Origin of the sequence: Pseudomonas sp. X4, from assembly GCF_040784925.1 — a bacterium.
In the GTDB taxonomy this organism is placed as follows: Bacteria; Pseudomonadota; Gammaproteobacteria; order Pseudomonadales; family Pseudomonadaceae; genus Aquipseudomonas; species Aquipseudomonas putida_Z.
In genome coordinates this window covers 996,709-1,018,852 of record NZ_CP160798.1, presented here as the reverse complement: position 1 = coordinate 1,018,852, position 22,144 = coordinate 996,709, and the positions used below count along the sequence as shown (strand labels likewise).

The window sequence follows — 22,144 nt, the reverse complement described above, 5'->3', positions numbered from 1 at the left end:
AAAACTTCAAAATAAACGCTTGACAGCAAATGAGGAAAGCGTAGAATGCGCGCCTCGGTTGAGACGAAAGGCTCTTAACCAAACGCTCTTTAACAAATCGAATCAAGCAATTCGTGTGGGTGCTTGTGAGTACGGACTGATAGTCACAAAGATTATCAGCATCACAAGTGGCCATGCGAGAAATCACATAGTCATTTGAGATTGCTGAGCCAAGTTTAGGGTTTCTTAAAAACCCAAGCAGTATTGAACTGAAGAGTTTGATCATGGCTCAGATTGAACGCTGGCGGCAGGCCTAACACATGCAAGTCGAGCGGATGACGGGAGCTTGCTCCTTGATTCAGCGGCGGACGGGTGAGTAATGCCTAGGAATCTGCCTGGTAGTGGGGGGCAACGTTTCGAAAGGAACGCTAATACCGCATACGTCCTACGGGAGAAAGCAGGGGACCTTCGGGCCTTGCGCTATCAGATGAGCCTAGGTCGGATTAGCTAGTTGGTGGGGTAATGGCTCACCAAGGCGACGATCCGTAACTGGTCTGAGAGGATGATCAGTCACACTGGAACTGAGACACGGTCCAGACTCCTACGGGAGGCAGCAGTGGGGAATATTGGACAATGGGCGAAAGCCTGATCCAGCCATGCCGCGTGTGTGAAGAAGGTCTTCGGATTGTAAAGCACTTTAAGTTGGGAGGAAGGGCAGTAAGTTAATACCTTGCTGTTTTGACGTTACCGACAGAATAAGCACCGGCTAACTCTGTGCCAGCAGCCGCGGTAATACAGAGGGTGCAAGCGTTAATCGGAATTACTGGGCGTAAAGCGCGCGTAGGTGGTTCGTTAAGTTGGATGTGAAAGCCCCGGGCTCAACCTGGGAACTGCATCCAAAACTGGCGAGCTAGAGTACGGTAGAGGGTGGTGGAATTTCCTGTGTAGCGGTGAAATGCGTAGATATAGGAAGGAACACCAGTGGCGAAGGCGACCACCTGGACTGATACTGACACTGAGGTGCGAAAGCGTGGGGAGCAAACAGGATTAGATACCCTGGTAGTCCACGCCGTAAACGATGTCAACTAGCCGTTGGAATCCTTGAGATTTTAGTGGCGCAGCTAACGCATTAAGTTGACCGCCTGGGGAGTACGGCCGCAAGGTTAAAACTCAAATGAATTGACGGGGGCCCGCACAAGCGGTGGAGCATGTGGTTTAATTCGAAGCAACGCGAAGAACCTTACCAGGCCTTGACATGCAGAGAACTTTCCAGAGATGGATTGGTGCCTTCGGGAACTCTGACACAGGTGCTGCATGGCTGTCGTCAGCTCGTGTCGTGAGATGTTGGGTTAAGTCCCGTAACGAGCGCAACCCTTGTCCTTAGTTACCAGCACGTTATGGTGGGCACTCTAAGGAGACTGCCGGTGACAAACCGGAGGAAGGTGGGGATGACGTCAAGTCATCATGGCCCTTACGGCCTGGGCTACACACGTGCTACAATGGTCGGTACAGAGGGTTGCCAAGCCGCGAGGTGGAGCTAATCTCACAAAACCGATCGTAGTCCGGATCGCAGTCTGCAACTCGACTGCGTGAAGTCGGAATCGCTAGTAATCGCGAATCAGAATGTCGCGGTGAATACGTTCCCGGGCCTTGTACACACCGCCCGTCACACCATGGGAGTGGGTTGCACCAGAAGTAGCTAGTCTAACCTTCGGGAGGACGGTTACCACGGTGTGATTCATGACTGGGGTGAAGTCGTAACAAGGTAGCCGTAGGGGAACCTGCGGCTGGATCACCTCCTTAATCGACGACATCAGCCTGCTGATGAGCTCCCACACGAATTGCTTGATTCATGGTTGAAGGCGATCAGACCCTGCATGGGTCGAATGTTGTTCCTGATCAGAACTTAGAAATGAGCATTCGCTTCGAATGTTGATTTCTGACTTTTGTCAGATCGTTCTTTAAAAATTCGGATATGTGATAGATATAGACTGATGACCAGTTTCACTGCTGGAAATCAGGCTAAGGTAAAATTTGTGAGTTCTGCTCGAAAGAGCAACATGCGAATTTTCGGCGAATGTCGTCTTCACAGTATAACCAGATTGCTTGGGGTTATATGGTCAAGTGAAGAAGCGCATACGGTGGATGCCTTGGCAGTCAGAGGCGATGAAAGACGTGGTAGCCTGCGATAAGCTTTGGGGAGTCGGCAAACAGACTGTGATCCAGAGATCTCTGAATGGGGGAACCCACTCAGCATAAGCTGAGTATCTTGTACTGAATACATAGGTGCAAGAGGCGAACCAGGGGAACTGAAACATCTAAGTACCCTGAGGAAAAGAAATCAACCGAGATTCCCTTAGTAGTGGCGAGCGAACGGGGACCAGCCCTTAAGTTGATTTGAGATTAGTGGAACGCTCTGGAAAGTGCGGCCATAGTGGGTGATAGCCCCGTACACGAAAATCTCTTGTCAATGAAATCGAGTAGGACGGAGCACGAGAAACTTTGTCTGAATATGGGGGGACCATCCTCCAAGGCTAAATACTACTGACTGACCGATAGTGAACCAGTACCGTGAGGGAAAGGCGAAAAGAACCCCGGAGAGGGGAGTGAAATAGAACCTGAAACCGTATGCGTACAAGCAGTGGGAGCCTACTTTGTTAGGTGACTGCGTACCTTTTGTATAATGGGTCAGCGACTTATATTCAGTGGCGAGCTTAACCGAATAGGGGAGGCGTAGCGAAAGCGAGTCTTAATAGGGCGTTTAGTCGCTGGGTATAGACCCGAAACCGGGCGATCTATCCATGGGCAGGTTGAAGGTTAGGTAACACTGACTGGAGGACCGAACCGACTACCGTTGAAAAGTTAGCGGATGACCTGTGGATCGGAGTGAAAGGCTAATCAAGCTCGGAGATAGCTGGTTCTCCTCGAAAGCTATTTAGGTAGCGCCTCATGTATCACTCCAGGGGTAGAGCACTGTTTCGGCTAGGGGGTCATCCCGACTTACCAAACCGATGCAAACTCCGAATACCTGGAAGTGCCGAGCATGGGAGACACACGGCGGGTGCTAACGTCCGTCGTGAAAAGGGAAACAACCCAGACCGTCAGCTAAGGTCCCAAAGTCATGGTTAAGTGGGAAACGATGTGGGAAGGCTTAGACAGCTAGGAGGTTGGCTTAGAAGCAGCCACCCTTTAAAGAAAGCGTAATAGCTCACTAGTCGAGTCGGCCTGCGCGGAAGATGTAACGGGGCTCAAACCATGCACCGAAGCTACGGGTGTCATCTTTGATGACGCGGTAGAGGAGCGTTCTGTAAGCCTGTGAAGGTGAGTTGAGAAGCTTGCTGGAGGTATCAGAAGTGCGAATGCTGACATGAGTAACGACAATGCGAGTGAAAAACTCGCACGCCGAAAGACCAAGGTTTCCTGCGCAACGTTAATCGACGCAGGGTTAGTCGGTCCCTAAGGCGAGGCTGAAAAGCGTAGTCGATGGAAAACAGGTTAATATTCCTGTACTTCCAGTTATTGCGATGGAGGGACGGAGAAGGTTAGGCCAGCCTGGCGTTGGTTGTCCAGGTTTAAGGTGGTAGGCTGAAATCTTAGGCAAATCCGGGATTTCAAGGCCGAGAGCTGATGACGAGTTGCCTTTAGGCGACGAAGTGGTTGATACCATGCTTCCAAGAAAAGCTCCTAAGCTTCAGATAACTGGGAACCGTACCCCAAACCGACACAGGTGGTTAGGTAGAGAATACCAAGGCGCTTGAGAGAACTCGGGTGAAGGAACTAGGCAAAATGGCACCGTAACTTCGGGAGAAGGTGCGCCGGCGAGGGTGAAGGACTTGCTACGTAAGCCCATGCCGGTCGAAGATACCAGGCCGCTGCGACTGTTTATTAAAAACACAGCACTCTGCAAACACGAAAGTGGACGTATAGGGTGTGACGCCTGCCCGGTGCCGGAAGGTTAATTGATGGGGTTAGCGCAAGCGAAGCTCTTGATCGAAGCCCCGGTAAACGGCGGCCGTAACTATAACGGTCCTAAGGTAGCGAAATTCCTTGTCGGGTAAGTTCCGACCTGCACGAATGGCGTAACGATGGCGGCGCTGTCTCCACCCGAGACTCAGTGAAATTGAAATCGCTGTGAAGATGCAGTGTATCCGCGGCTAGACGGAAAGACCCCGTGAACCTTTACTATAGCTTTGCACTGGACTTTGAATTTGCTTGTGTAGGATAGGTGGGAGGCTTTGAAGTGGGGACGCCAGTTCTCATGGAGCCATCCTTGAAATACCACCCTGGCAACTTTGAGGTTCTAACTCAGGTCCGTTATCCGGATCGAGGACAGTGTATGGTGGGTAGTTTGACTGGGGCGGTCTCCTCCCAAAGAGTAACGGAGGAGTACGAAGGTGCGCTCAGACCGGTCGGAAATCGGTCGTAGAGTATAAAGGCAAAAGCGCGCTTGACTGCGAGACAAACACGTCGAGCAGGTACGAAAGTAGGTCTTAGTGATCCGGTGGTTCTGTATGGAAGGGCCATCGCTCAACGGATAAAAGGTACTCCGGGGATAACAGGCTGATACCGCCCAAGAGTTCATATCGACGGCGGTGTTTGGCACCTCGATGTCGGCTCATCACATCCTGGGGCTGAAGCCGGTCCCAAGGGTATGGCTGTTCGCCATTTAAAGTGGTACGCGAGCTGGGTTTAGAACGTCGTGAGACAGTTCGGTCCCTATCTGCCGTGGACGTTTGAGATTTGAGAGGGGCTGCTCCTAGTACGAGAGGACCGGAGTGGACGAACCTCTGGTGTTCCGGTTGTCACGCCAGTGGCATTGCCGGGTAGCTATGTTCGGAAGAGATAACCGCTGAAAGCATCTAAGCGGGAAACTTGCCTCAAGATGAGATCTCACTGGGATCTTGAATCCCCTGAAGGGCCGTCGAAGACTACGACGTTGATAGGTTGGGTGTGTAAGCGCTGTGAGGCGTTGAGCTAACCAATACTAATTGCCCGTGAGGCTTGACCATATAACACCCAAGCAATTTGTGCACGAAAGCCAAATTGTGGTGGTGAAGACGAAATAACCGAAAGTTCGCAACATCACAAATATCGCATATCCGAATTCGCTGGGCTGTCCATCTGGACATTCTGGCAACAGAATTTCTTGACGACCATAGAGCATTGGAACCACCTGATCCCATCCCGAACTCAGCAGTGAAACGATGCATCGCCGATGGTAGTGTGGGGTTTCCCCATGTGAGAGTAGGTCATCGTCAAGATTCATTTCGCAAAACCCCTATCTGCGCATGCAGGTAGGGGTTTTGTCTTTGTGGTGCAAAAATTCCCGGGCATACGCAGCCCCTGTGGGAGCGGGCGCGCCCGCGAACACCGGCAAAGCCGGTGCCATTCACCGCGTCGCCTGTTTCGCGGCGGTTCGACGCCTCGACTCGCCCGCTCCCACAACTCCCACTCTGAGCGCGCAATACCCAGGCTGCGACACTATTCCCGTCACATTCACGTGACTTTCCCGCGCCCACCCTACGTCAAGACTTTGGTTCGGGGCATTCCTGGCCCCGGGCTGAGCGATGCCAGCGTACCGTGCTGCGCATTTCCGGACTTCCACCGTCCCATCACTTGAGGTAGCAAGCAAGATGGCCAAGGCCGCCGATGTCGTTGTGCAATGCCTGGAAAACGAAGGTGTCGAGTATGTATTCGGTATTCCCGGTGAAGAAAACCTCGACCTGCTCGAATCCCTGCGCAAGTCGAAGATCAAGCTGGTACTGACCCGTCACGAGCAGTCCGCAGGTTTCATGGCCGCCACCTACGGCCGCCTGACCGGCAAGACTGGCGTCAGCCTGTCGACCCTCGGCCCTGGCGCCACCAACCTGGTCACCGCCAGCGCCTATGCCTACCTGGGCGGCATGCCGATGATGATGATCACCGGCCAGAAGCCGATCAAGAAGTCCAAGCAGGGCCGTTTCCAGATCATCGACGTGTGCGGCATGATGGACCCCATCACCAAGTACACCCACCAGTTCGCCTCGGCCGACAACATCCCGGCCCGTATGCGCGAAGCCTTCCGCCTGGCCGAAGAAGAGAAGCCAGGTGCCGTGCACCTGGAACTGCCGGAAGACATCGCTGCCGAGCAGACCGAAAGCCTGCCGATTCCGCCTAGCCTGAGCCGCCGCCCGCTGGCCGAGCACAAGGCCATCGAAGCCGCCGTGGAAAAACTACAGAAAGCTCGCAGCCCGATCTTGGTGATCGGCGCCGGTGCCAATCGCAAGATGACCGCCAAGGTCCTCAAGCAGCTGATCGACAAGACTGGCATCCCGTTCATCACCACCCAGATGGGCAAAGGTGTGGTCGACGAGCGTCACCCGCGCTTCCTGGGCAACGCTGCGCTGTCGTCGGGTGACTTCGTGCACCGCGCCGTCGAAGCCGCCGACCTGATCGTCAACATCGGCCACGACGTGATCGAGAAGCCACCGTTCTTCATGGTCCGTGGCGGCACCGAAGTCATCCACATCAACTTCCGCTCTGCCGAAGTCGATGCCGTGTACTTCCCGCAGGTGGAAGTGATCGGCGACATCGCCAACGCCGTGTGGCAGATCAGCGAAGCGCTGAACGACACTTCGCACTGGGACTTCACCCGCCTGATGGCGATCCGTGAAGCCAACGAAGCGCAGATCGCCGAAGGTGCCGACGACAACCGCTTCCCGGTCTACCCGCAGCGCATGGTCGCCGACATCCGTCGCGTGCTGCCGTCCGAAGGCATCGTTGCCCTGGACAACGGCATCTACAAGATCTGGTTCGCCCGCAACTACAAGGCGCACAAGCCGAACACCGTACTGCTGGACAACGCCCTGGCGACCATGGGCGCCGGCCTGCCATCGGCCATGGCCGCGCACCTGGTGCACCCGGACCGCCCGGTCATTTCGGTTTGCGGCGACGGCGGCTTCATGATGAACAGCCAGGAGCTGGAAACTGCGGTACGCCTGGGCATGCACATCACCGTGGTGATCCTGCGTGACGACGGCTACGGCATGATCCGCTGGAAGCAGGCCAACATGGGCTTCACCGATTTCGGCCTGGACTACGGCAACCCGGACTTCGTCAAGTACGCCGAAGCCTACGGTGCCAACGGCCACCGCGTGGAAAGCGCCGAAGGCCTGCTGCCGCTGCTCGAGCACTGCATCAAGACCCCGGGCGTGCACGTGATCGACTGCCCGGTCGATTACAGCGAGAACGACCGCATCCTCAACAGCGAGCTGCGTGAGCGCGCGCTGGCGGTGTAAGGCGTAACGGCTTTATTGACATCAACGCGGCCACCATAGATATCTCACGATCCTGTGGTGGCCGGTTGGTGCTAATTAACAACCTCCTCACGCATCTCTTGATTGATCATTCTCATGTTCCCAACTCATTGAGAACACGAGACCATGACCATCGGCTCAACACACAACCATCCTGCTGATCTGGCTATCGTGCCATCCCTGTCCGTAAAGCCGTGGGCTGCGCGTTACCCTAACCCTCCTGATCTTTGCTTTGATTATCGCCGTCTACTCGAACAAGAGGGCGGAGTTGCATACGCCACTCAGCCGGATCACCGGATCTGTATTGTCGGTGCTGGTGTTACCGGGCTAACTGCAGCCCGAGAATTGCTACGTTGCGGCTTTACCCGTATCACCTTGATCGAGCAGTCCCGACGAGTGGGTGGGCGTCACCTTACGCTGGTGAATAACGCAGGCAATCACAAGCAGCCTGTAACCCCTTTTGAAATGGGGGCCATGCGCATGCCGTTCTTCAACAGGACTGGTGAGCCCCCAAAAGATGGGCGTTCGCTTATGGCCTATTACGCCAAGCTGTTCGAGCTAAGAATTTCCGATTTTCCAAATCCCGGGACACCTTGGGTGAATGCCACTGGAATATATCTTCGTGACGGGCAATTAGCGGGTGACGGAGACCCTGCGCTGTTGATCTGGCGCAATCCCGAAGGAAAGACACCACCACCTACTGCGATGCTTCAGCAGGTCTACGATAAATGGCGCCATTTCGCGGAGCAGTTCGCCGAGCGTATTGCTGCGGTTTATGGCACTTATGGTTGGGAGTCGATGTGGTCGGCGATCGTCGAGCGCTATCATCGATTATCGTTTAGAGATCTGGTGCATTTATCCGCTGTTACGGCTTGGGACCCTGCAAACCCTGGTGATTTTGGCGGGCTAGGCATGAGTGGCGACGAGTCGGCCATCTTCTATGCAATCGGTATTGGAGATGGTAGCTGGGGAGCGTTTTATGACGTCTGCTGCCTTTACCCGCTGCGTACAGCAATCTTTGGCTTCAGCAGTCACTTGCAGTTGGTGCATGGGCGTGTTGACCAGGACGGTGTGCCTTACGCTGCGCCCCATCTTGAAGCCAGCAGCGTCCCTGACAGTAAAGGATTGATGTTTCAGGGGCCAGCCTATATCGGGCTTGCGGCGATGGACGAAAGCCTCATGTTTCTGGACGCCGGGATGGGCGGTTCCTCGCTGTATGACCACCTGCTGCAACGAGATGATGGGTTACTGACTGACACTTCAGTCTGTTCCCTACAAAAGCTGGAGGATGGTCGCGTACGGGTCGGATACCGTTGGCATTGCAGTGATCCGGTGCAGGGGAACGTCCAATACGAAGACTTCGACAGCGTGATCTTGACCATCCCTTCCTGGCTGATCGAAACCAACATCCGCCTCGACGGTTTCAGCCGTCAGATATTGCCGCAGACGATCATGGATGCCTGGAAGCATGCTCATTGGGAGACAAGCTGCAAGGTCTATGCCCCGCTGAATAAGAGCTTCCTGGATCGCAACCCAGCTTTTCCGCAAATCCTGGTCACTGACAGTTTCGTTCACGATGTCTATGCCTATCGCTACAACGACCATTACGCTGATGACTGCATCCTGCTCAGTTACACCTGGGAAGACGATGCAACGAAACTGGCCGCGTTCTCAGATGAAGAACTGGGTGACAAGTGCGTGAAGGAACTCGATCGGATCCTCCTTCGCTGCAGCAACGTGGCTGAACCCATATCGCCTTATATCGATACCCGAAACATTCGCATACAGCGTTGGATGACTGATCGAAACGCGCTTGGCTGCGCAAAGTTGTATCGGGCTGGGACCTATTACGATGCAGTGAGCCTGATGAAGTACAACCGTGATCTGAGTGCCAGTTCAGGGTTGTATCTGGCTGGAGAGTCCTTCTCTGTTGACGCCGGCTGGACCGAGCCGTGTTTACGCACGGCGCTTGATGTGGTCATCAACCTGTGCAACAGAACATCGGCATCGTTCAATGGGGGCTTTAACCTGAACCACTACCCACATTATCAAGCTGGGAAATAGCTGCATCCGGGAGTTTTTGTGGGGAATTTCCTACTGGAACACTTCTCTTGTCCTTCGATCCCATAGGAACTCCCCGACTGTCACTCCCCCGCCCAACCCCGCTTTACTGGCGCCCTTCCAAAACAACCATAAAAGGAAGCCGCCATGTCTGATCACTGCACGCCCGTCAGCCCCGTACGTATCGCTGTCATCCAGTACGACCCTCAGGTCGGGCTGGAGCATTGCGATGGCAACCTGAGCAAGGGCCTGGCATTGGCCCGGTGCGCGGCGCGTGAAGGCGCCAACCTGATCGTGCTACCCGAGCTGGCCAACACCGGCTACACCTTCCACACGCGTGCAGAGGCCTATGCCCACGCCGAAACGCTGGAGGAGGGGCGCAGCCTGAAAGCCTGGGCGGATTTCGCCAAGGAGTACCAGGTATATCTGGCTGCGGGTTTTGCCGAACGCGAGGGACTGAAACTTTTCGACAGTGCCGTTCTGTTCGGTCCGCAGGGCTTGCTCGGGCATTACCGCAAGGCCCATCTGTGGAACCAGGAAAAGCTCTGGTTCACCCCTGGCGACCTGGGCTTCCCTGTGTTCGAGACACCGATCGGCCGTATCGGCCTGATGATCTGCTGGGATATCTGGTTCCCGGAAGTGCCGCGGCTGATGGCTGCGCAAGGCGCCGACATCATCTGCAGCCTGAACAACTGGGTATGGACGCCACCACCACTGTTCGATGAAACAGGGCGCTGCATGGCGTCGTACCTGACCATGACGGCGGCACACACCAACAACGTCTACATCGCTGCCGCCAATCGCATAGGTAGCGAGCGGGGCGGTCGCTTCCTGGGCTGTTCACTGATTGCCGGTACCAATGGCTGGCCCATTGGCGAGGTGGCCAGTGCAGACGAGGAGGGCATTCTCTACGCCGATGTCGACCTCAGCAGCGCCCGCTCTGCGCCGATCTGGAACAGCCTCAACGACTTGCCGCGAGACAGGCGCACCGACCTTTACGATGCGACGCTTGGCTATCGCCTTCATGCACCTATGCCCCGCTGAGGAGTTGCACATGAAAACGCTACTCTTCCCCAACCGGCAGCGTTCGTCGGTGTTGATCCTTGCCTGCCTGCTGGTGCTGCTGGCAGCCAGCCTCGTACAGGGCCAATGGCCGGACTACACGCAACTGGCCGCGACGCTCGATCAACCGTTAAGCCGCCTGCGCTGGATAGTTGGTGATATCAGCGAAGTGGCCTTCTACAAGCATGAGTTGCCCGCCCTGGGCTTGCTGCTGGGAGCTTGCCTGGCGCACTGGGCCCATGTGCATGGGTATCGCTGGCACGGCTTTGCCATCTGCTACGGCAGCGGATTATGGCCGTGGGTGTTCACCAGTTCGCTGCTGGGCTTGTTGCTCAGTCACGCGTTGTGGGGATGGACCTTGGCCAGTGGCACCTGGCAACCAACCTTCGTTGCTTTCGTATCGTTGCCAGCAGCCATGGTGCTGTTTTTTGGTGCGGGTTGGCAGGTGACCATCAGCGGCGCACTGCTGGGAGCGCTGTTGGTAACGCCAGCCAGCCTGTTCATGGTCAATTACCTGTGCTACCCCCTGCAGTTGCCGGTGGTAGTCGGCAACGTAAGCGGCATGGCGCTGGCAAGCGTGGTGGCGTTCATGCTGTGCTGGCGTTTTCCATCATGGGTACGGCCCAGCCAACCGCCCGCCGCACCTGAGCCCGTTGCGGCCCAAGCCGATTACGGTGTGGCCTGGACCTTGCGGCGTGTACTGGCCGATTTCAGCGAAGCGCCATTCTTTGGTAATGAACTGGCCAGCCTAGGGCTGCTGTTGGGGGTGTTCCTGGCATACATGCTGGCCCCCGCTGCGCCAGTCTACGGTTCGCTGCTGCTGATACCGATGGTTGCCGGGCAGGCGCTGGCATCACTGGTGGGAGTCGTGCTCTGGCGTCGTCAATGGCAGGCGCGAGGCTGGTACCCCACTTACATTCCCATCGTCTCTATCGTACCTGCCGCTGTGCTCACCCACGGTGGAGGCTGGCAAGTGGTCGTAGCCAGTGCAGTGCTGGGCGCGCTGGTAGCGCCACCGTTGGCGGTGGCCATCAGTCAGCGCTTGCCGACCTGCATGCATGGTTACATCGGCAATGTAGTGTCGATGGCCATCAGCACACTGGCGATCGTTCCACTGGTCGGGCTGCTTGCTGGAGGTGGCGTATGAAAGCGCATGCAAACCTGCCCAGGTTGTCGATCGCCAGCCTGGGAGGGACGGTGAGCATGCGGGCAAGTGCAAGCGAATGCGGGGTGATGCCCAAGGTTGACTGCGCTGAGCAACTGGCTGAGTTGCCACAACTGCGTGAGATGGCCAATCTTGAAGCTGCCACTCTGGGTCTGCTCCCTAGTGCCTCGCTGGGCTTTGCGGCGATGCTCGAGGTGCTGGCCTGGGCCCGGGGCGAAGTGTCTCGCGGAGCACACGCGGTGATACTGACCCAAGGTACCGACAGCCTCGAGGAAACGGCGTATTTCCTCGATCTGCTCTGGCCGTTCGATGCGCCATTGGTAATGACCGGTGCCATGCGCGCGGCCAGCCAGCCGGGCAATGACGGCCCGGCCAACCTGCTGGCTGCGGCGCAGGTTGCACTGGCGTCGGGCAGCCGTGGGCGCGGCGTTTTGGTGCTGATGAATGATCAGGTTCACTGTGCTGCAAGGGTTCGCAAGACGGCAAGCCTTGCAATGGCTGCATTTGAATCACCCGGGTACGGAGCGCTGGGTGATGTTGTGGAAGGTACCGTGATGTATCGTCAGCCGCCTGGCCCACGGGAGGTGCTGCCGTTACCGCATCGCACCGAGCATCGGGTTGCAATGCTGGAAGCGTGCCTGGACGCAGATACGGCGTTGTTGAAGGCTACAGCGACACTGGGCTACGAGGGGCTGGTCATCGCCGGTTTTGGTGCAGGCCACGTTTCCGGTAGCTGGTCCGAAGTGCTTGGTCATCTCACGCCCACATTGCCGGTGATTGTTGCTACCCGCACAGGCAGTGGCCCAACAGCCACGGCCTCTTACGGATTTGCCGGTGCCGAGATCGATCTGCAGAGCAAGGGGGTACACATGGCGGGGCAGTTGTGTCCGCGCAAGTGTCGCATTCTGTTATGGCTGTTGATCGGTATCGGCAGGCAGCAGCAGCTGCATGGCTGGTTGCCACGTTAAGCAATCTGCCCGCAAAGCTGTAAGCGCGGGCAGCCCTTCGGGCGTTGCTGTGCTAGGGTGCACACACTTTTGCTTCCCAGGATGTTCACCCATGCTCCCCGCACTCAGCGAAAAAGAACTCGACCGCCTCGAAGACCTGCTGATCACCTACGGCAATGACTACTCGGTACTTAACCTGGCCGAGCTCAATGGCTTTTTCACTGCACTGGCCAGCTCACCGACCACTGTCACTCCGGAACAGTGGCTGCCCGCGGTGGCTGGTGGCAAGGTGCCGAAATTCAAGAAGCCGGCACATGAAGAGGCGTATACGGCATTGATGCTGCGCTATGCCAGCCAGGTGGCGGAGGAGTTGGGCGACGATGTCGACCACTTTGAGCCGCTGTTCGAAGAAAGCGAAGGCGAAGAGGGCAGTGTGATCATCATGGAGGAGTGGTGCTTTGGCTACATGCGCGGCACTCAGGTCGCTGGTTGGGCCGAGCTGCCGCCGGAGCAGGACCAACTGCTCAAGGCCATTTCGCTGCATGGGCTCGAGGACAACTTCGAGTTGCTGGACCAGATGAGCGAAGAGGACATCCAGGCTTGTGTGCCACAGGTGATCGAGGCTGCGCGTGGGTTGTTCCGGTATTTCAACAAGCTGCACTGATCTTGCACCTGCCTTTGTAGGAGCGGCCTTGTGTCGCGATCGGGCCGCAAGGCCGCTCCTAACACAGGGGATACGCGGATCTGGATATTTCCATTATTCCGCCCCGCGAAATTATGGTTTCCCCGCCACACGGATTCTGCTGCCAGCCGAACCGGTGCAGCATGTGCTCCACCAGCCCACCCCGGTGCTGACCAGGAGCCAAGCCCATGTCGAACCCGATCAAGCTTTACAACTTCCCCAAGTCCGGCCACGCCCATCGCATCGAGCTGATGCTTTCGCTGCTGAACCTGCCCACCGAGCTGGTGTTCGTCGACCTGGCCAAAGGTGCACACAAGCAGCCGGACTTCCTGGCCCTCAACCCGTTCGGCCAGGTCCCGGTCATCGACGACAACGGCACGGTGGTCGCCGACTCCAACGCCATTCTGGTGTACCTGGCCAAGAAGTACGACAACGGCACCTGGCTCCCCGAGGAACCCGCTGCCGCCGCCCGCGTCCAGCGCTGGCTGTCAGTCGCTGCCGGCCCGTTGGCCTTCGGCCCTGCTGCCGCGCGTCTGGTCACGGTGTTCGGTGCCTCGTTCAACACCGACGAAGTGATTACCCGCGCCCATACCCTGCTGAAGGTGATCGACGCCGAGCTGGCCAACACGCCCTTCCTGGCCGGTAGCACACCCACCATCGCGGATATCGCCAACTACTCCTACATCGCCCACGCACCGGAGGGCAATGTGTCGCTGGAGCCCTATGCCAACGTACGCAGCTGGCTGGCGCGGATCGAGGCGCTGCAGGGCTTCGTGCCCATGCCACGCACCGTGATCGGCCTGCAGACCAGCGCCTGACATCCCGCCACTGCGAGGAACGCCGCCATGCAACAGAACCCGGACCGCCACTCCTCGCCCTGGCATGCGGGGGAGAAGACCCTGCAGGAAAAAGCCGGTGTCGCGGAGCGCATGGAGGCGTTCGGGCAGAAGGTCATTCGTGACTACATGCCCGACCAGCATCGCATTTTCTATCACCAGTTGCCGTTCATGGTCGCCGCCAGCGTGGACGCACTGGGGCGGCCCTGGGCAACGCTGTTGGAAGGGCCGGAAGGTTTCGTCAGCTCGCCGGACCCGCGCCAGCTGACGATCGACACTCAACTGCCAGCAGACGATCCCGCCACCCCGGGGCTGGCTGCCGGGCAGGCGGTCGGCCTGCTGGGGATTGAACTGCACACCCGCCGGCGCAACCGCCTCAACGGCCAGATCCACCAGGCCGGCGACGGGCAACTGCAGGTGACTGTGGAGCAGTCGTTCGGCAACTGCCCGCAGTACATCCAGCTGCGTGACTACACCCGCGTCGCGGAACCCGCCCAAGGGCGTGTCGATGCGACGACACTCGATGCCTCGGCTGTCAGCATGATCCAGGCAGCCGACACCTTCTTTGTCGCCAGCTATGTCGAGCATGACGACGGCCAGCGCTCGGTGGATGTCTCCCACCGTGGCGGGCGGCCCGGGTTCGTCAAGGTCGAAGGCAACCGCCTTACCATTCCCGACTACGCTGGCAACCTGCACTTCAACACCTTGGGCAACCTGCTGGTGAACCCGCAAGCAGGGTTGCTGTTCATCGACTTCAGCAACGGCAACGTGTTGCAGCTATACGGGCATGTCGAGTTGCTGCTGGACAGCCCCGCCATCCAGGCGTTCGAAGGTGCCGAGCGCTTGTGGACGCTGGAGGTCGAGCAGGTGGTGTGGCGCCCGGCTGCCGTTTCCCTGCGTTGGGCCTTCAAGGAGTACGCGCCGACCAGCCTGATGACCGGCACCTGGGCCGAGGCCGACATACGCTTGCAGCAACGCCAGCGGCAGCGCCAATGGCAAGCCTGGCGTGTGCTGCGGGTGGAGCAGGAAAGCCGTGATATCCGCTCGTTCTACCTTGAGCCTCCTGCTGGCAGTGCGATGGCCTTCGCGCCGGGGCAGCATGTTCCGGTGCAAGTCCAGCTCGACGGTGAGGCGGCGCTGATCCGCACCTTCAGCCTGTCCAGCGCGCCTTCCGACGGTTACCTGCGCATCAGCGTCAAAGCTCAGGGCCCGGCCTCGCGGCACCTGCATGAGCGCGTCGTGGCAGGCGATGTGCTGAACGTGCGCCCGCCAATGGGCAGCTTCACGCTGGACCAGCAGAGCACACGGCCGCTGGTGCTGATTGGCGCGGGTGTGGGTATCACGCCGTTACTGGCCATGCTGCGCGAGCAGTTGAGCAAGGGGCAGGCACGGCGCATTCATCTGTTCCATGGTGCACGCAGCCTGGCCGATCTGCCGTTCCGTGAGGAGCTGGCAAGCTTGCGGCAACAGGCCGGCGGCCTGCTGCACGTGCACCGCGCCCTGAGCCAGCCGGAAACGCATGCGCTGGCGGGGCGTGATTACGAGTTTGCCGGTCGGCTGGGTATCGAGCAGGTCAAGGCCACGCTGGCGCTGGACGACTACGATTTCTATCTGTGCGGCCCGGGCAGTTTTACCCAGGACCTGTATGAAGGGCTGCGCGGGGTGCATGTGCCGGATGCGCGGATCCATGCCGAAGCCTTTGGCCCGTCGACGCTCCGGCGGCACACCGACGATGACCAGCCCACCCTGCAACAGCCACCCGCTGCCAGCGAGCCGGTGCCGGTGTACTTTGCGGCTTCAGCCAAGGAGGCGCGCTGGGCGCCGGGTGGCGGGACGCTGCTGGAGCTGGCCGAGGCTCGCGGATTGTCGCCGGAGTTCAGTTGCCGAGGTGGGTCGTGTGGTACCTGCAAGACCCGCTTGGTCAGTGGTCAGGTACATTACCCGAATCCGCCGGCCGAGCTGCCGGAGGCGGGGTCGGTGCTGATCTGTTGTGCCGTGCCGGCCCGGCCGGAGGAGGGCGCGCAGGCGTTGGTGCTGGATCTGTAAGGTAGCTTGTCCCGGACCTTTCGCGGGCTCGCCCGCTCCCACAGGTACTTCACTTCCCTCAGGGATGGTGAATAACCTGTGGGAGCGGGCAAGCCCGCGAAAAGGCCGGCACAGACAACACAAAACGCTCGGATGAAAGATAATCCCCGCACCTCATGGACCTCAGGAGCCCGCATGGACCAGATCCACCTGATGAAGGTGTTCGTCGCCGTAGGCGAGCTGGAAAGCTTCGCCGCTGCTGCCCGCCGCCTGGACATCTCTCCAGCCGCGGTCACCCGTGCCGTCAGCGCCCTGGAAGATCAGCTGGGGGTCAAGCTGCTGCTGCGCACCACCCGTAGCGTACGCCTGACCGAAGCCGGGGGCCGCTACCTGGAAGACACCCGGCATATCCTCGCCAGCATCCACGAGGCCAACGAAGCCGCCGCTGGCATCAACGCCACGCCCAAGGGCGACCTGGCCGTCACTGCGCCCATCCTGTTCGGCAAGAAGTTCGTCATGCCGTGCATCGTCCACTACCTGCAGCAGTACCCCGAGGTTGACGTTTCTGCCTACTTCCTCGACCGCATCGTCAACATGGTCGAGGAGGGCATGGACGTGGCCGTTCGTATCGGCCCCTTGCCCGACTCCGGGCTCAAAGCACTGCGGGTGGGCAGGGTCCGGCGCATGCTGTGCGCCTCTCCCGAGTACCTGGCGCGCCACGGCGTGCCGAAGCACCCGTCCGACCTGGCGGAGCATGCGGTGATCGGCACCACCAACCTGTCGCCGCGAGCCGGCTGGCGTTTCGGAGTAACCGATGAGCCGACTCTGGTGCGCATGAAGCCTCGCTTGACGGTGACCAGCAATGACGGGGCAATCGCCGCTGCCAGTGGCGGACTCGGGATTGCCCGCCTGCTGTCGTATCAGGTCGCCGATGAGGTGGCCAGTGGGCAGTTGCAGGTGATCCTTGCCGAATACGAAGAGGCGCCGTGGCCAATCCATATACTGCACCGGGAGAGCAAGTACGGTTCGGCCAAGGTCCGCGCCTTCATTGACATGCTGGCGCAGGCGCTGAGGGCTCGGCAGCTGGACTGATTCAACCGAGCAGGGTGAATGTAAAGCAACCTGGGCACTGCTGTTCCAGCCACTGCTTGGCCCGTTCGCTCAGGAAGTACCCACGATAGACATCCCCTTTGAAGAAATCGGCTTGCTCGTCGGCCTTGAGCACCTTGAGATACTGGCCGAGGTCGGCAGGGTCATGCTGCGGGTCCTTGAGCAGGTTGAGCTTGCCCAGCACGAATGCCTGCCAGTACTCCGGCATACGCGCGGCAAGCTCAGGGTCATGCGGCAGGGAGTCGATGATCGAGCTCGGCCCGCCTTCCAGATCGAGGTAATCGGTAATGGGCTTGCTGGTGTCCCAGTGCAGCCAGTCGATGTGAACGATATGGGTCTTCTCCAGATGCTCGTAACGCCCGATCCCCTTCAGGCCGCTTTTTTCCAGGGCTTCCTTGACCGGCTGGGTGAGCACCAGCGAACCCGAACGTATGTAGGCGGCCGGGGTGTACGGGCCGGCCCGCTCGATGCTGTCTACATCGGTATCTTCGTCCCAGGCGATCATGCCCTGGAGCAGTACCGCGCCCCAGTCTCCCCAGGGAGTCGGCGCGTTGTCCAAGTGATAGATGTTCATGTCAGCCTCCGCAGCCCTTGCCATTCTTGCCGTAGCGACGCACATGGTTCCTCGTCGCCTTGGGCACATTGTATTGGCGCATCATCACCTTGATCTGCTTTTGCAGGTCCTTCTTGGTGAAGTTCGCGTTGTTGTTGAACCACTTCTTCCAGTCCTCGTTCCAACCTTTGGCGTGAATGTCGGCGTGGAATGCATTCGGAATGCGCGAGATCTGCTGGTCGATGTAGCGTTTGGGGTTGCGAATTCCGGCAGCTTTCATCTGGTTACGGAAATCGCGGTCTTCTCGCCACATTTCTTGCGGGATCATGTGATGGTCACGCATTGACGCCGGACCATGCCTGCTGCGCCAGGCTTCGGTGGTTCGCTTGATACCGCCCTTGGTATAACCGGTCAAGGTCAGCCAACCTAGTGGATCGACCCATGTCACCGGGTTTGGTGCATACCGGTACAGTTGGTGACCACCAGACAGGCCAATCGGGTCAGGCTGGGTAAAGCGGCCTACCTCCGGGTCATAGAACCTGAAGGTGTTGTAATGCAACCCGGTCTCCCGATCCAGGTATTGCCCCTGGAAGCGCAGATTCTGTTCCTGCAGGCAACTGGCCTGGCGGGACTCATCGAGGGTAGAACCCCAGCCCAGATAGCTGGCCTGCCATACCACGCGTCCCTGTTCATCGGTCAGCCACTCCGGGAGCCCCCCGAGGTCATTATGGAAGTGCAGCACCTGCTGGTTCGGCCCGCTGCCGTCGATGCGTGCCAGCGGCTCATAGCCGTCACCCTCGTACAGGTACAGGCTTACCTGGCCATGGCGCTGTTCCTGCAACAGGCGTAATCCGTCCCAGGCAAAGCGCGTCTGGCCGAGCAGCTGCCCGGCACCATCATGTTCGCTTTTTTCCACCCGCCGCCCGAGCGGATCGTAACGCATGCGTACACTGCGTTCCCGCCCTGCCTGGCGAGTGCGTACCTCTACCAGGCGGTGCTCTGCGTCGTAGCTGAAATGCTGTATGCCGCGCCGGCTGCTGCGCTTTTCCACCAGGCGGCCAAAGGCGTCGTAGCGGTAGCGCTTGTCCTGGTACGCCAGCAACCTGTCGTGCAGAACTGGCGCATTGGCCGTGGCATCCAGCAGGTTGCCGGCGGCATCGTAGCGGTAGGTTTCATGATTGCCGTTGGCAATGTCATGACTGCCCATCAGGCGCCCACCCGCATCAAGCTGGATGATCTGGTCATGCTGCACCCGGCCGGCTACCTGCCGCACGCGCCGGTTCAGGTCATCGCGCGGGTCGTATTCGAAGCGTTGCTGGAAAGGTGCGGGTAATTGCACGGGTTGGCTGGCGGGCCTGCATCTGCGGGTGCGCAAACGTCCGTTGCGGTCATATTCCTGGTGTGTGAGCAGAGCGCCCTGGGTACGCTGCACTTCCCGGTGCAGGCGATCGCGTTCGTAGTCGTTGATGACATGTCCGTCCAGGTTGATCTGGTGCAGGTGGCCGCTTCCGTAGAACATGCGGTTGATCCAGCGGCCATCGAACAACTGGGTGCGGCACAGGTTGCCCAACTCATCGTAGCGATGGCGCAGTACGCCGTTGCCACTGTGCTCCTCGACCAGCTGTCCCAGCGCGTCAAAGCACAATTGCAGGGTTTCGCTGTTGCCGGCAGCATCGTCGAAATGAACCTCGGTAAGGTTGTCGAGCTCATCGTAGCCATAGGTGGTAACGCCATCCGCGGTCGTCTTGGTAATCAGACGACCCAGGGCATCACGTTCCAGGCGGTGGACGATCGGCTCGACCGAGCTGTTACCGGGCGTCGGGATGTAGGCCACCTGCACCACATTGTGCAACGGGTCGTGACGGTACTCCCTGGCGGTTCCATCGAGAAACTGCTCGCGGACCAGGCGATTGGCGGCATCCCACCGGAAGTAAAAGTGCTCGCCGTTTTCGTTGGTCAGCGACAGCAGTCGACCGTAGGGGTCGACCTGGTAGCCAAGCGTGCGTCCTTGCGGGTCGCTGGACTGGAGCAGGACACCACGGGCATCGAAGCGGTACGCGGTGATACCACCAGCGGGGTCGATCGCTTGCGTCAGCCTTCCTGCCTCATCGTAGCGATAACCTTCACGGGTACCGTCTGGCCGTGTCACGCCAAGCAGAAGGCCATCGCTGTCGTACTCGAACTCGGTACGTTCGCTCAACGCATCGGTCACTGACAGCAAATGGCCGTTGCGGTCATAACGATAGCGTGTGATGTGGCCGGAGCAGTCGGTTTCCTGCAGAAGCAGTCCCAGGTCGCTCCAGCGCAGGGTTCGCGAATGCCCTGCGGGGTCGATGATCTCGGTCGGCTGGCCACGGTGGTCGTAGCGGTACTGCGTGACGTTACCTTGCGGGTCGGTTTCGCCGATACAGTTGCCGCGCGGATCATAGCGGTACTGCCAGCTGTTGCCGGCCGGGTCCATCGTCGAGCGCGGCAGCGACCAATGCTCCAGCCACTGCGTCGATTCGCTGCGCCCCAGCGGGTCGACGGTCTGGGTCAGGTTGCCCGAAGCATCGTAAAAGTATTGCCAGCGCCCTTCCATCGGATCGACCGCTGCGAGCAACTGACGCTCGTCGTCCCATTCAAACTGCCAGGTCGCGCCGACTGCATCAATGTATTCGGTGATCTGGTACTGGGCATTCCAGCGTCGCGTGCTGACACGTTGCAAGCCATCGGTGATCCGGGTCGTGCGCGCAGAGATGTCGTACTCGAACTGGTACTCATCACCGCCACTGCTCCTGTAATGCACCACCCGCCAGTCGTCTTCGGTCAATGCCCATTCGTAGAAGCAGCGCAGACCAGCAGCGTTCTCATGCTCGACCAGGCGCCGTTGTTCGTCGTAGACAAAGCGGCGGCGCAGCCTGCCCTGGCTGTCGTACACTGCCGCCAGGTCGCCACAGGCGTCGTACTGGTAACTGACCAGCAACTGCAGGTCGCCATCGGCATGGCGACGTTCCAGGCGGGCGACCCGTTGTGGCCACTGTGGCGCATAGTGCAACTCGACCTGTACAAGGTCGAACGTGTCACGCAGCCGGATCAGGCGCCCGCTTTCGTCATAGTCCAGATAGATGCGGTTGTCGTTGCGGTCACCCATGACGCTCAGGCGCCAGTGGCCCGGTTTTCCAGGGGAGGGCTGGAACAGGCGGTACAGCCCTTTGTCGATATCCTCGATCAGGATTTCGTCCTGTTGCGAGCGGCGTACGCTCAACCCTTCACCGGCGCTGAACACGGCATCGGCGCGGGCAATGTAGCCCATGTCGATGACTCGAGCCTGTTCATCGGTAAACGACAAGCGCTCGCTGCCATCGGCGTCCAGGTGCAGTTGCACGAACACCTCGTACTCGATGCTCCAACCTGCGCCGAACAGCCCTTCACGGCGCTCGTCGCGGCTGTTGTAGAGCCGTTGCCAGTCCAGGGGCAGCAGCGCCTGCAGGCTGAAATCCAGCTCGTCGGGCCCGCACAGGATCTTTGCCCCGGTAGACGCGTGCACCGGGTTGGGTGAGCCGGACGTTGCCTGAACGATGGCATTGGTAACCTGCCCGGAGACGAAACTGCTCACCCCACCCAGCAGCATGCAGCCGAACTTGCTGTAGAACTTGCCGCCACGCCCGCGTAGCAGCATCAACGCGGTCACTGCCAGGCCGATGCCCGGCGTCTTGCCGCTGCGAATCTCGCGCACCACGATCGGCTCGCCGCCGATGCGCACGTTGTTCGACACCAGGCCGCCATCGACGATCACCGCTTCGCAGGTGCTGCGGTCACCACTGCGGCAGGCCGGGTGGCCATTGATCAGCACCTTGCTGGACCCCTCGGCCAGGTACTGCGGTGGCATCGGCGGGTGCTTGCTGCACAGCACCTTGTCGTCCGGGGCCGGCAAGGTATTGGCGGCGGGCGTGGCCACGGTCGGCCGCCACATTTGCGAGAAAAAGCCCTTGGCCATGTCGAGGAAAGTTTCTTCCTTCGCCTCGCCAGCCTCGGCCCCGGCCTGCGCCAACGGTGCCGGCGGGCCGGTGACGACGCCGGCAGCACGTGCCGCGCGCTTGCCGTTGGTGCGAGTGTTCGACGAGCCACTGATGATGTTGGCCTGCACCGACGGCGGGAACAGGAAATTGCCGATGCCCTCGCATAATCGGCTCAGGCCTGTATCGGCGCCGGTCTTGGCCATGACCACACCAACCACCAGGCCGACCACCGCGCCCAGCACGAAGCAGCCAAGGCCGCCAGTGGCCACGGTCAGGCCGAATGCCGCCGCCACTGCGGCAGTGGCCAGGGCGCCGATGGCCACCGTGGCGGCGATTTCCAGCACACCCCCGACGATGTCGGCCAGCATCGAGGTGTGCATCAGCGCGTCGCCTTCGCGGGCGGCCCACAGTGCGTCGGACATGGTGCG

Annotated in this window: 11 protein-coding genes and 3 rRNA genes; 12 read left to right on the top strand and 2 right to left on the bottom strand. The window is 59.3% G+C overall.

The genetic code is table 11. From position 1 onward, the window contains the following. Nucleotides 1-245 precede the first annotated feature (245 nt). The 12 genes from ABX298_RS04385 to ABX298_RS04330 all read left to right on the top strand — a co-directional run bounded on the left by ABX298_RS04385 (nucleotide 246) and on the right by ABX298_RS04330 (nucleotide 17,144). Nucleotides 246-1,782, top strand: a 16S ribosomal RNA gene (locus tag ABX298_RS04385). Nucleotides 1,783-2,097: 315 nt separating this feature from the next. Continuing rightward, nucleotides 2,098-4,988: ribosomal RNA gene (locus tag ABX298_RS04380) — 23S ribosomal RNA — on the top strand. Nucleotides 4,989-5,124: 136 nt separating this feature from the next. Next, nucleotides 5,125-5,240, top strand: a 5S ribosomal RNA gene (rrf, locus tag ABX298_RS04375). Together the 16S, 23S and 5S rRNA genes form the textbook arrangement of a ribosomal RNA operon. Before the next feature lie 372 nt (nucleotides 5,241-5,612). Further along, entirely contained in the window at nucleotides 5,613-7,256 is a 1,644-nt protein-coding gene (locus ABX298_RS04370; RefSeq protein ID WP_286100404.1) for an acetolactate synthase large subunit, read from the top strand. 144 nt (nucleotides 7,257-7,400) lie between these two features. After that, a complete protein-coding gene (locus ABX298_RS04365; protein WP_367394124.1) occupies nucleotides 7,401-9,338 on the top strand; it encodes a flavin monoamine oxidase family protein in 1,938 nt (645 codons plus the stop codon). A gap of 144 nt (nucleotides 9,339-9,482) precedes the next feature. Continuing rightward, a complete protein-coding gene (locus ABX298_RS04360) occupies nucleotides 9,483-10,379 on the top strand; it encodes a nitrilase family protein (protein ID WP_286100402.1) in 897 nt (298 codons plus the stop codon). Between the two features lie 10 nt (nucleotides 10,380-10,389). Then, nucleotides 10,390-11,544: a hypothetical protein gene (locus ABX298_RS04355; RefSeq protein WP_286100401.1), complete on the top strand. Its 1,155-nt coding sequence runs from the start codon at nucleotides 10,390-10,392 to the stop codon at nucleotides 11,542-11,544. After that, the gene (locus ABX298_RS04350) at nucleotides 11,541-12,530 is read left to right on the top strand and encodes an asparaginase (protein WP_367394123.1); all 990 of its coding nucleotides are present in this window, start codon (nucleotides 11,541-11,543) and stop codon (nucleotides 12,528-12,530) included. The genes ABX298_RS04355 and ABX298_RS04350 overlap by 4 nt, the downstream gene beginning before the upstream one ends. Before the next feature lie 91 nt (nucleotides 12,531-12,621). After that, on the top strand, nucleotides 12,622-13,173 hold the full coding sequence (locus ABX298_RS04345) for a UPF0149 family protein (protein ID WP_075046105.1): 552 nt from the start codon (nucleotides 12,622-12,624) through the stop codon (nucleotides 13,171-13,173). A gap of 206 nt (nucleotides 13,174-13,379) precedes the next feature. After that, entirely contained in the window at nucleotides 13,380-14,009 is a 630-nt protein-coding gene (locus ABX298_RS04340) for a glutathione S-transferase family protein (RefSeq protein ID WP_367394122.1), read from the top strand. Nucleotides 14,010-14,036: 27 nt separating this feature from the next. Next, nucleotides 14,037-16,073 carry a pyridoxamine 5'-phosphate oxidase family protein gene (locus tag ABX298_RS04335; RefSeq protein WP_367394121.1) on the top strand — a complete coding sequence of 679 codons (2,037 nt, stop codon included), beginning with the start codon at nucleotides 14,037-14,039 and terminating at the stop codon, nucleotides 16,071-16,073. Between the two features lie 174 nt (nucleotides 16,074-16,247). After that, nucleotides 16,248-17,144: a LysR family transcriptional regulator gene (locus ABX298_RS04330; RefSeq protein WP_075046102.1), complete on the top strand. Its 897-nt coding sequence runs from the start codon at nucleotides 16,248-16,250 to the stop codon at nucleotides 17,142-17,144. 1 nt (nucleotide 17,145) lies between these two features. Here the strand turns inward: ABX298_RS04330 and ABX298_RS04325 are convergent, their stop codons facing one another. Both ABX298_RS04325 and ABX298_RS04320 read right to left on the bottom strand, forming a co-directional pair. Next, the gene (locus tag ABX298_RS04325) at nucleotides 17,146-17,736 is read right to left on the bottom strand and encodes a hypothetical protein (protein WP_204249906.1); all 591 of its coding nucleotides are present in this window, start codon (nucleotides 17,734-17,736) and stop codon (nucleotides 17,146-17,148) included. Nucleotide 17,737: 1 nt separating this feature from the next. Then, entirely contained in the window at nucleotides 17,738-22,138 is a 4,401-nt protein-coding gene (locus tag ABX298_RS04320; protein WP_367394120.1) for an RHS repeat-associated core domain-containing protein, read from the bottom strand. Nucleotides 22,139-22,144 lie beyond the last annotated feature (6 nt).

Coding starts and splice junctions, on each gene's coding strand:
- ABX298_RS04340 (WP_367394122.1), top strand. CDS start 13,380: ATGTCGAACCCGATCAAGCTTTACAACTTCCCCAAGTCCGGCCACGCC.
- ABX298_RS04370 (WP_286100404.1), top strand. CDS start 5,613: ATGGCCAAGGCCGCCGATGTCGTTGTGCAATGCCTGGAAAACGAAGGT.
- ABX298_RS04335 (WP_367394121.1), top strand. CDS start 14,037: ATGCAACAGAACCCGGACCGCCACTCCTCGCCCTGGCATGCGGGGGAG.
- ABX298_RS04360 (WP_286100402.1), top strand. CDS start 9,483: ATGTCTGATCACTGCACGCCCGTCAGCCCCGTACGTATCGCTGTCATC.
- ABX298_RS04345 (WP_075046105.1), top strand. CDS start 12,622: ATGCTCCCCGCACTCAGCGAAAAAGAACTCGACCGCCTCGAAGACCTG.
- ABX298_RS04355 (WP_286100401.1), top strand. CDS start 10,390: ATGAAAACGCTACTCTTCCCCAACCGGCAGCGTTCGTCGGTGTTGATC.
- ABX298_RS04330 (WP_075046102.1), top strand. CDS start 16,248: ATGGACCAGATCCACCTGATGAAGGTGTTCGTCGCCGTAGGCGAGCTG.
- ABX298_RS04325 (WP_204249906.1), bottom strand. CDS start 17,736: ATGAACATCTATCACTTGGACAACGCGCCGACTCCCTGGGGAGACTGG.
- ABX298_RS04350 (WP_367394123.1), top strand. CDS start 11,541: ATGAAAGCGCATGCAAACCTGCCCAGGTTGTCGATCGCCAGCCTGGGA.
- ABX298_RS04320 (WP_367394120.1), bottom strand. CDS start 22,138: ATGTCCGACGCACTGTGGGCCGCCCGCGAAGGCGACGCGCTGATGCAC.
- ABX298_RS04365 (WP_367394124.1), top strand. CDS start 7,401: ATGACCATCGGCTCAACACACAACCATCCTGCTGATCTGGCTATCGTG.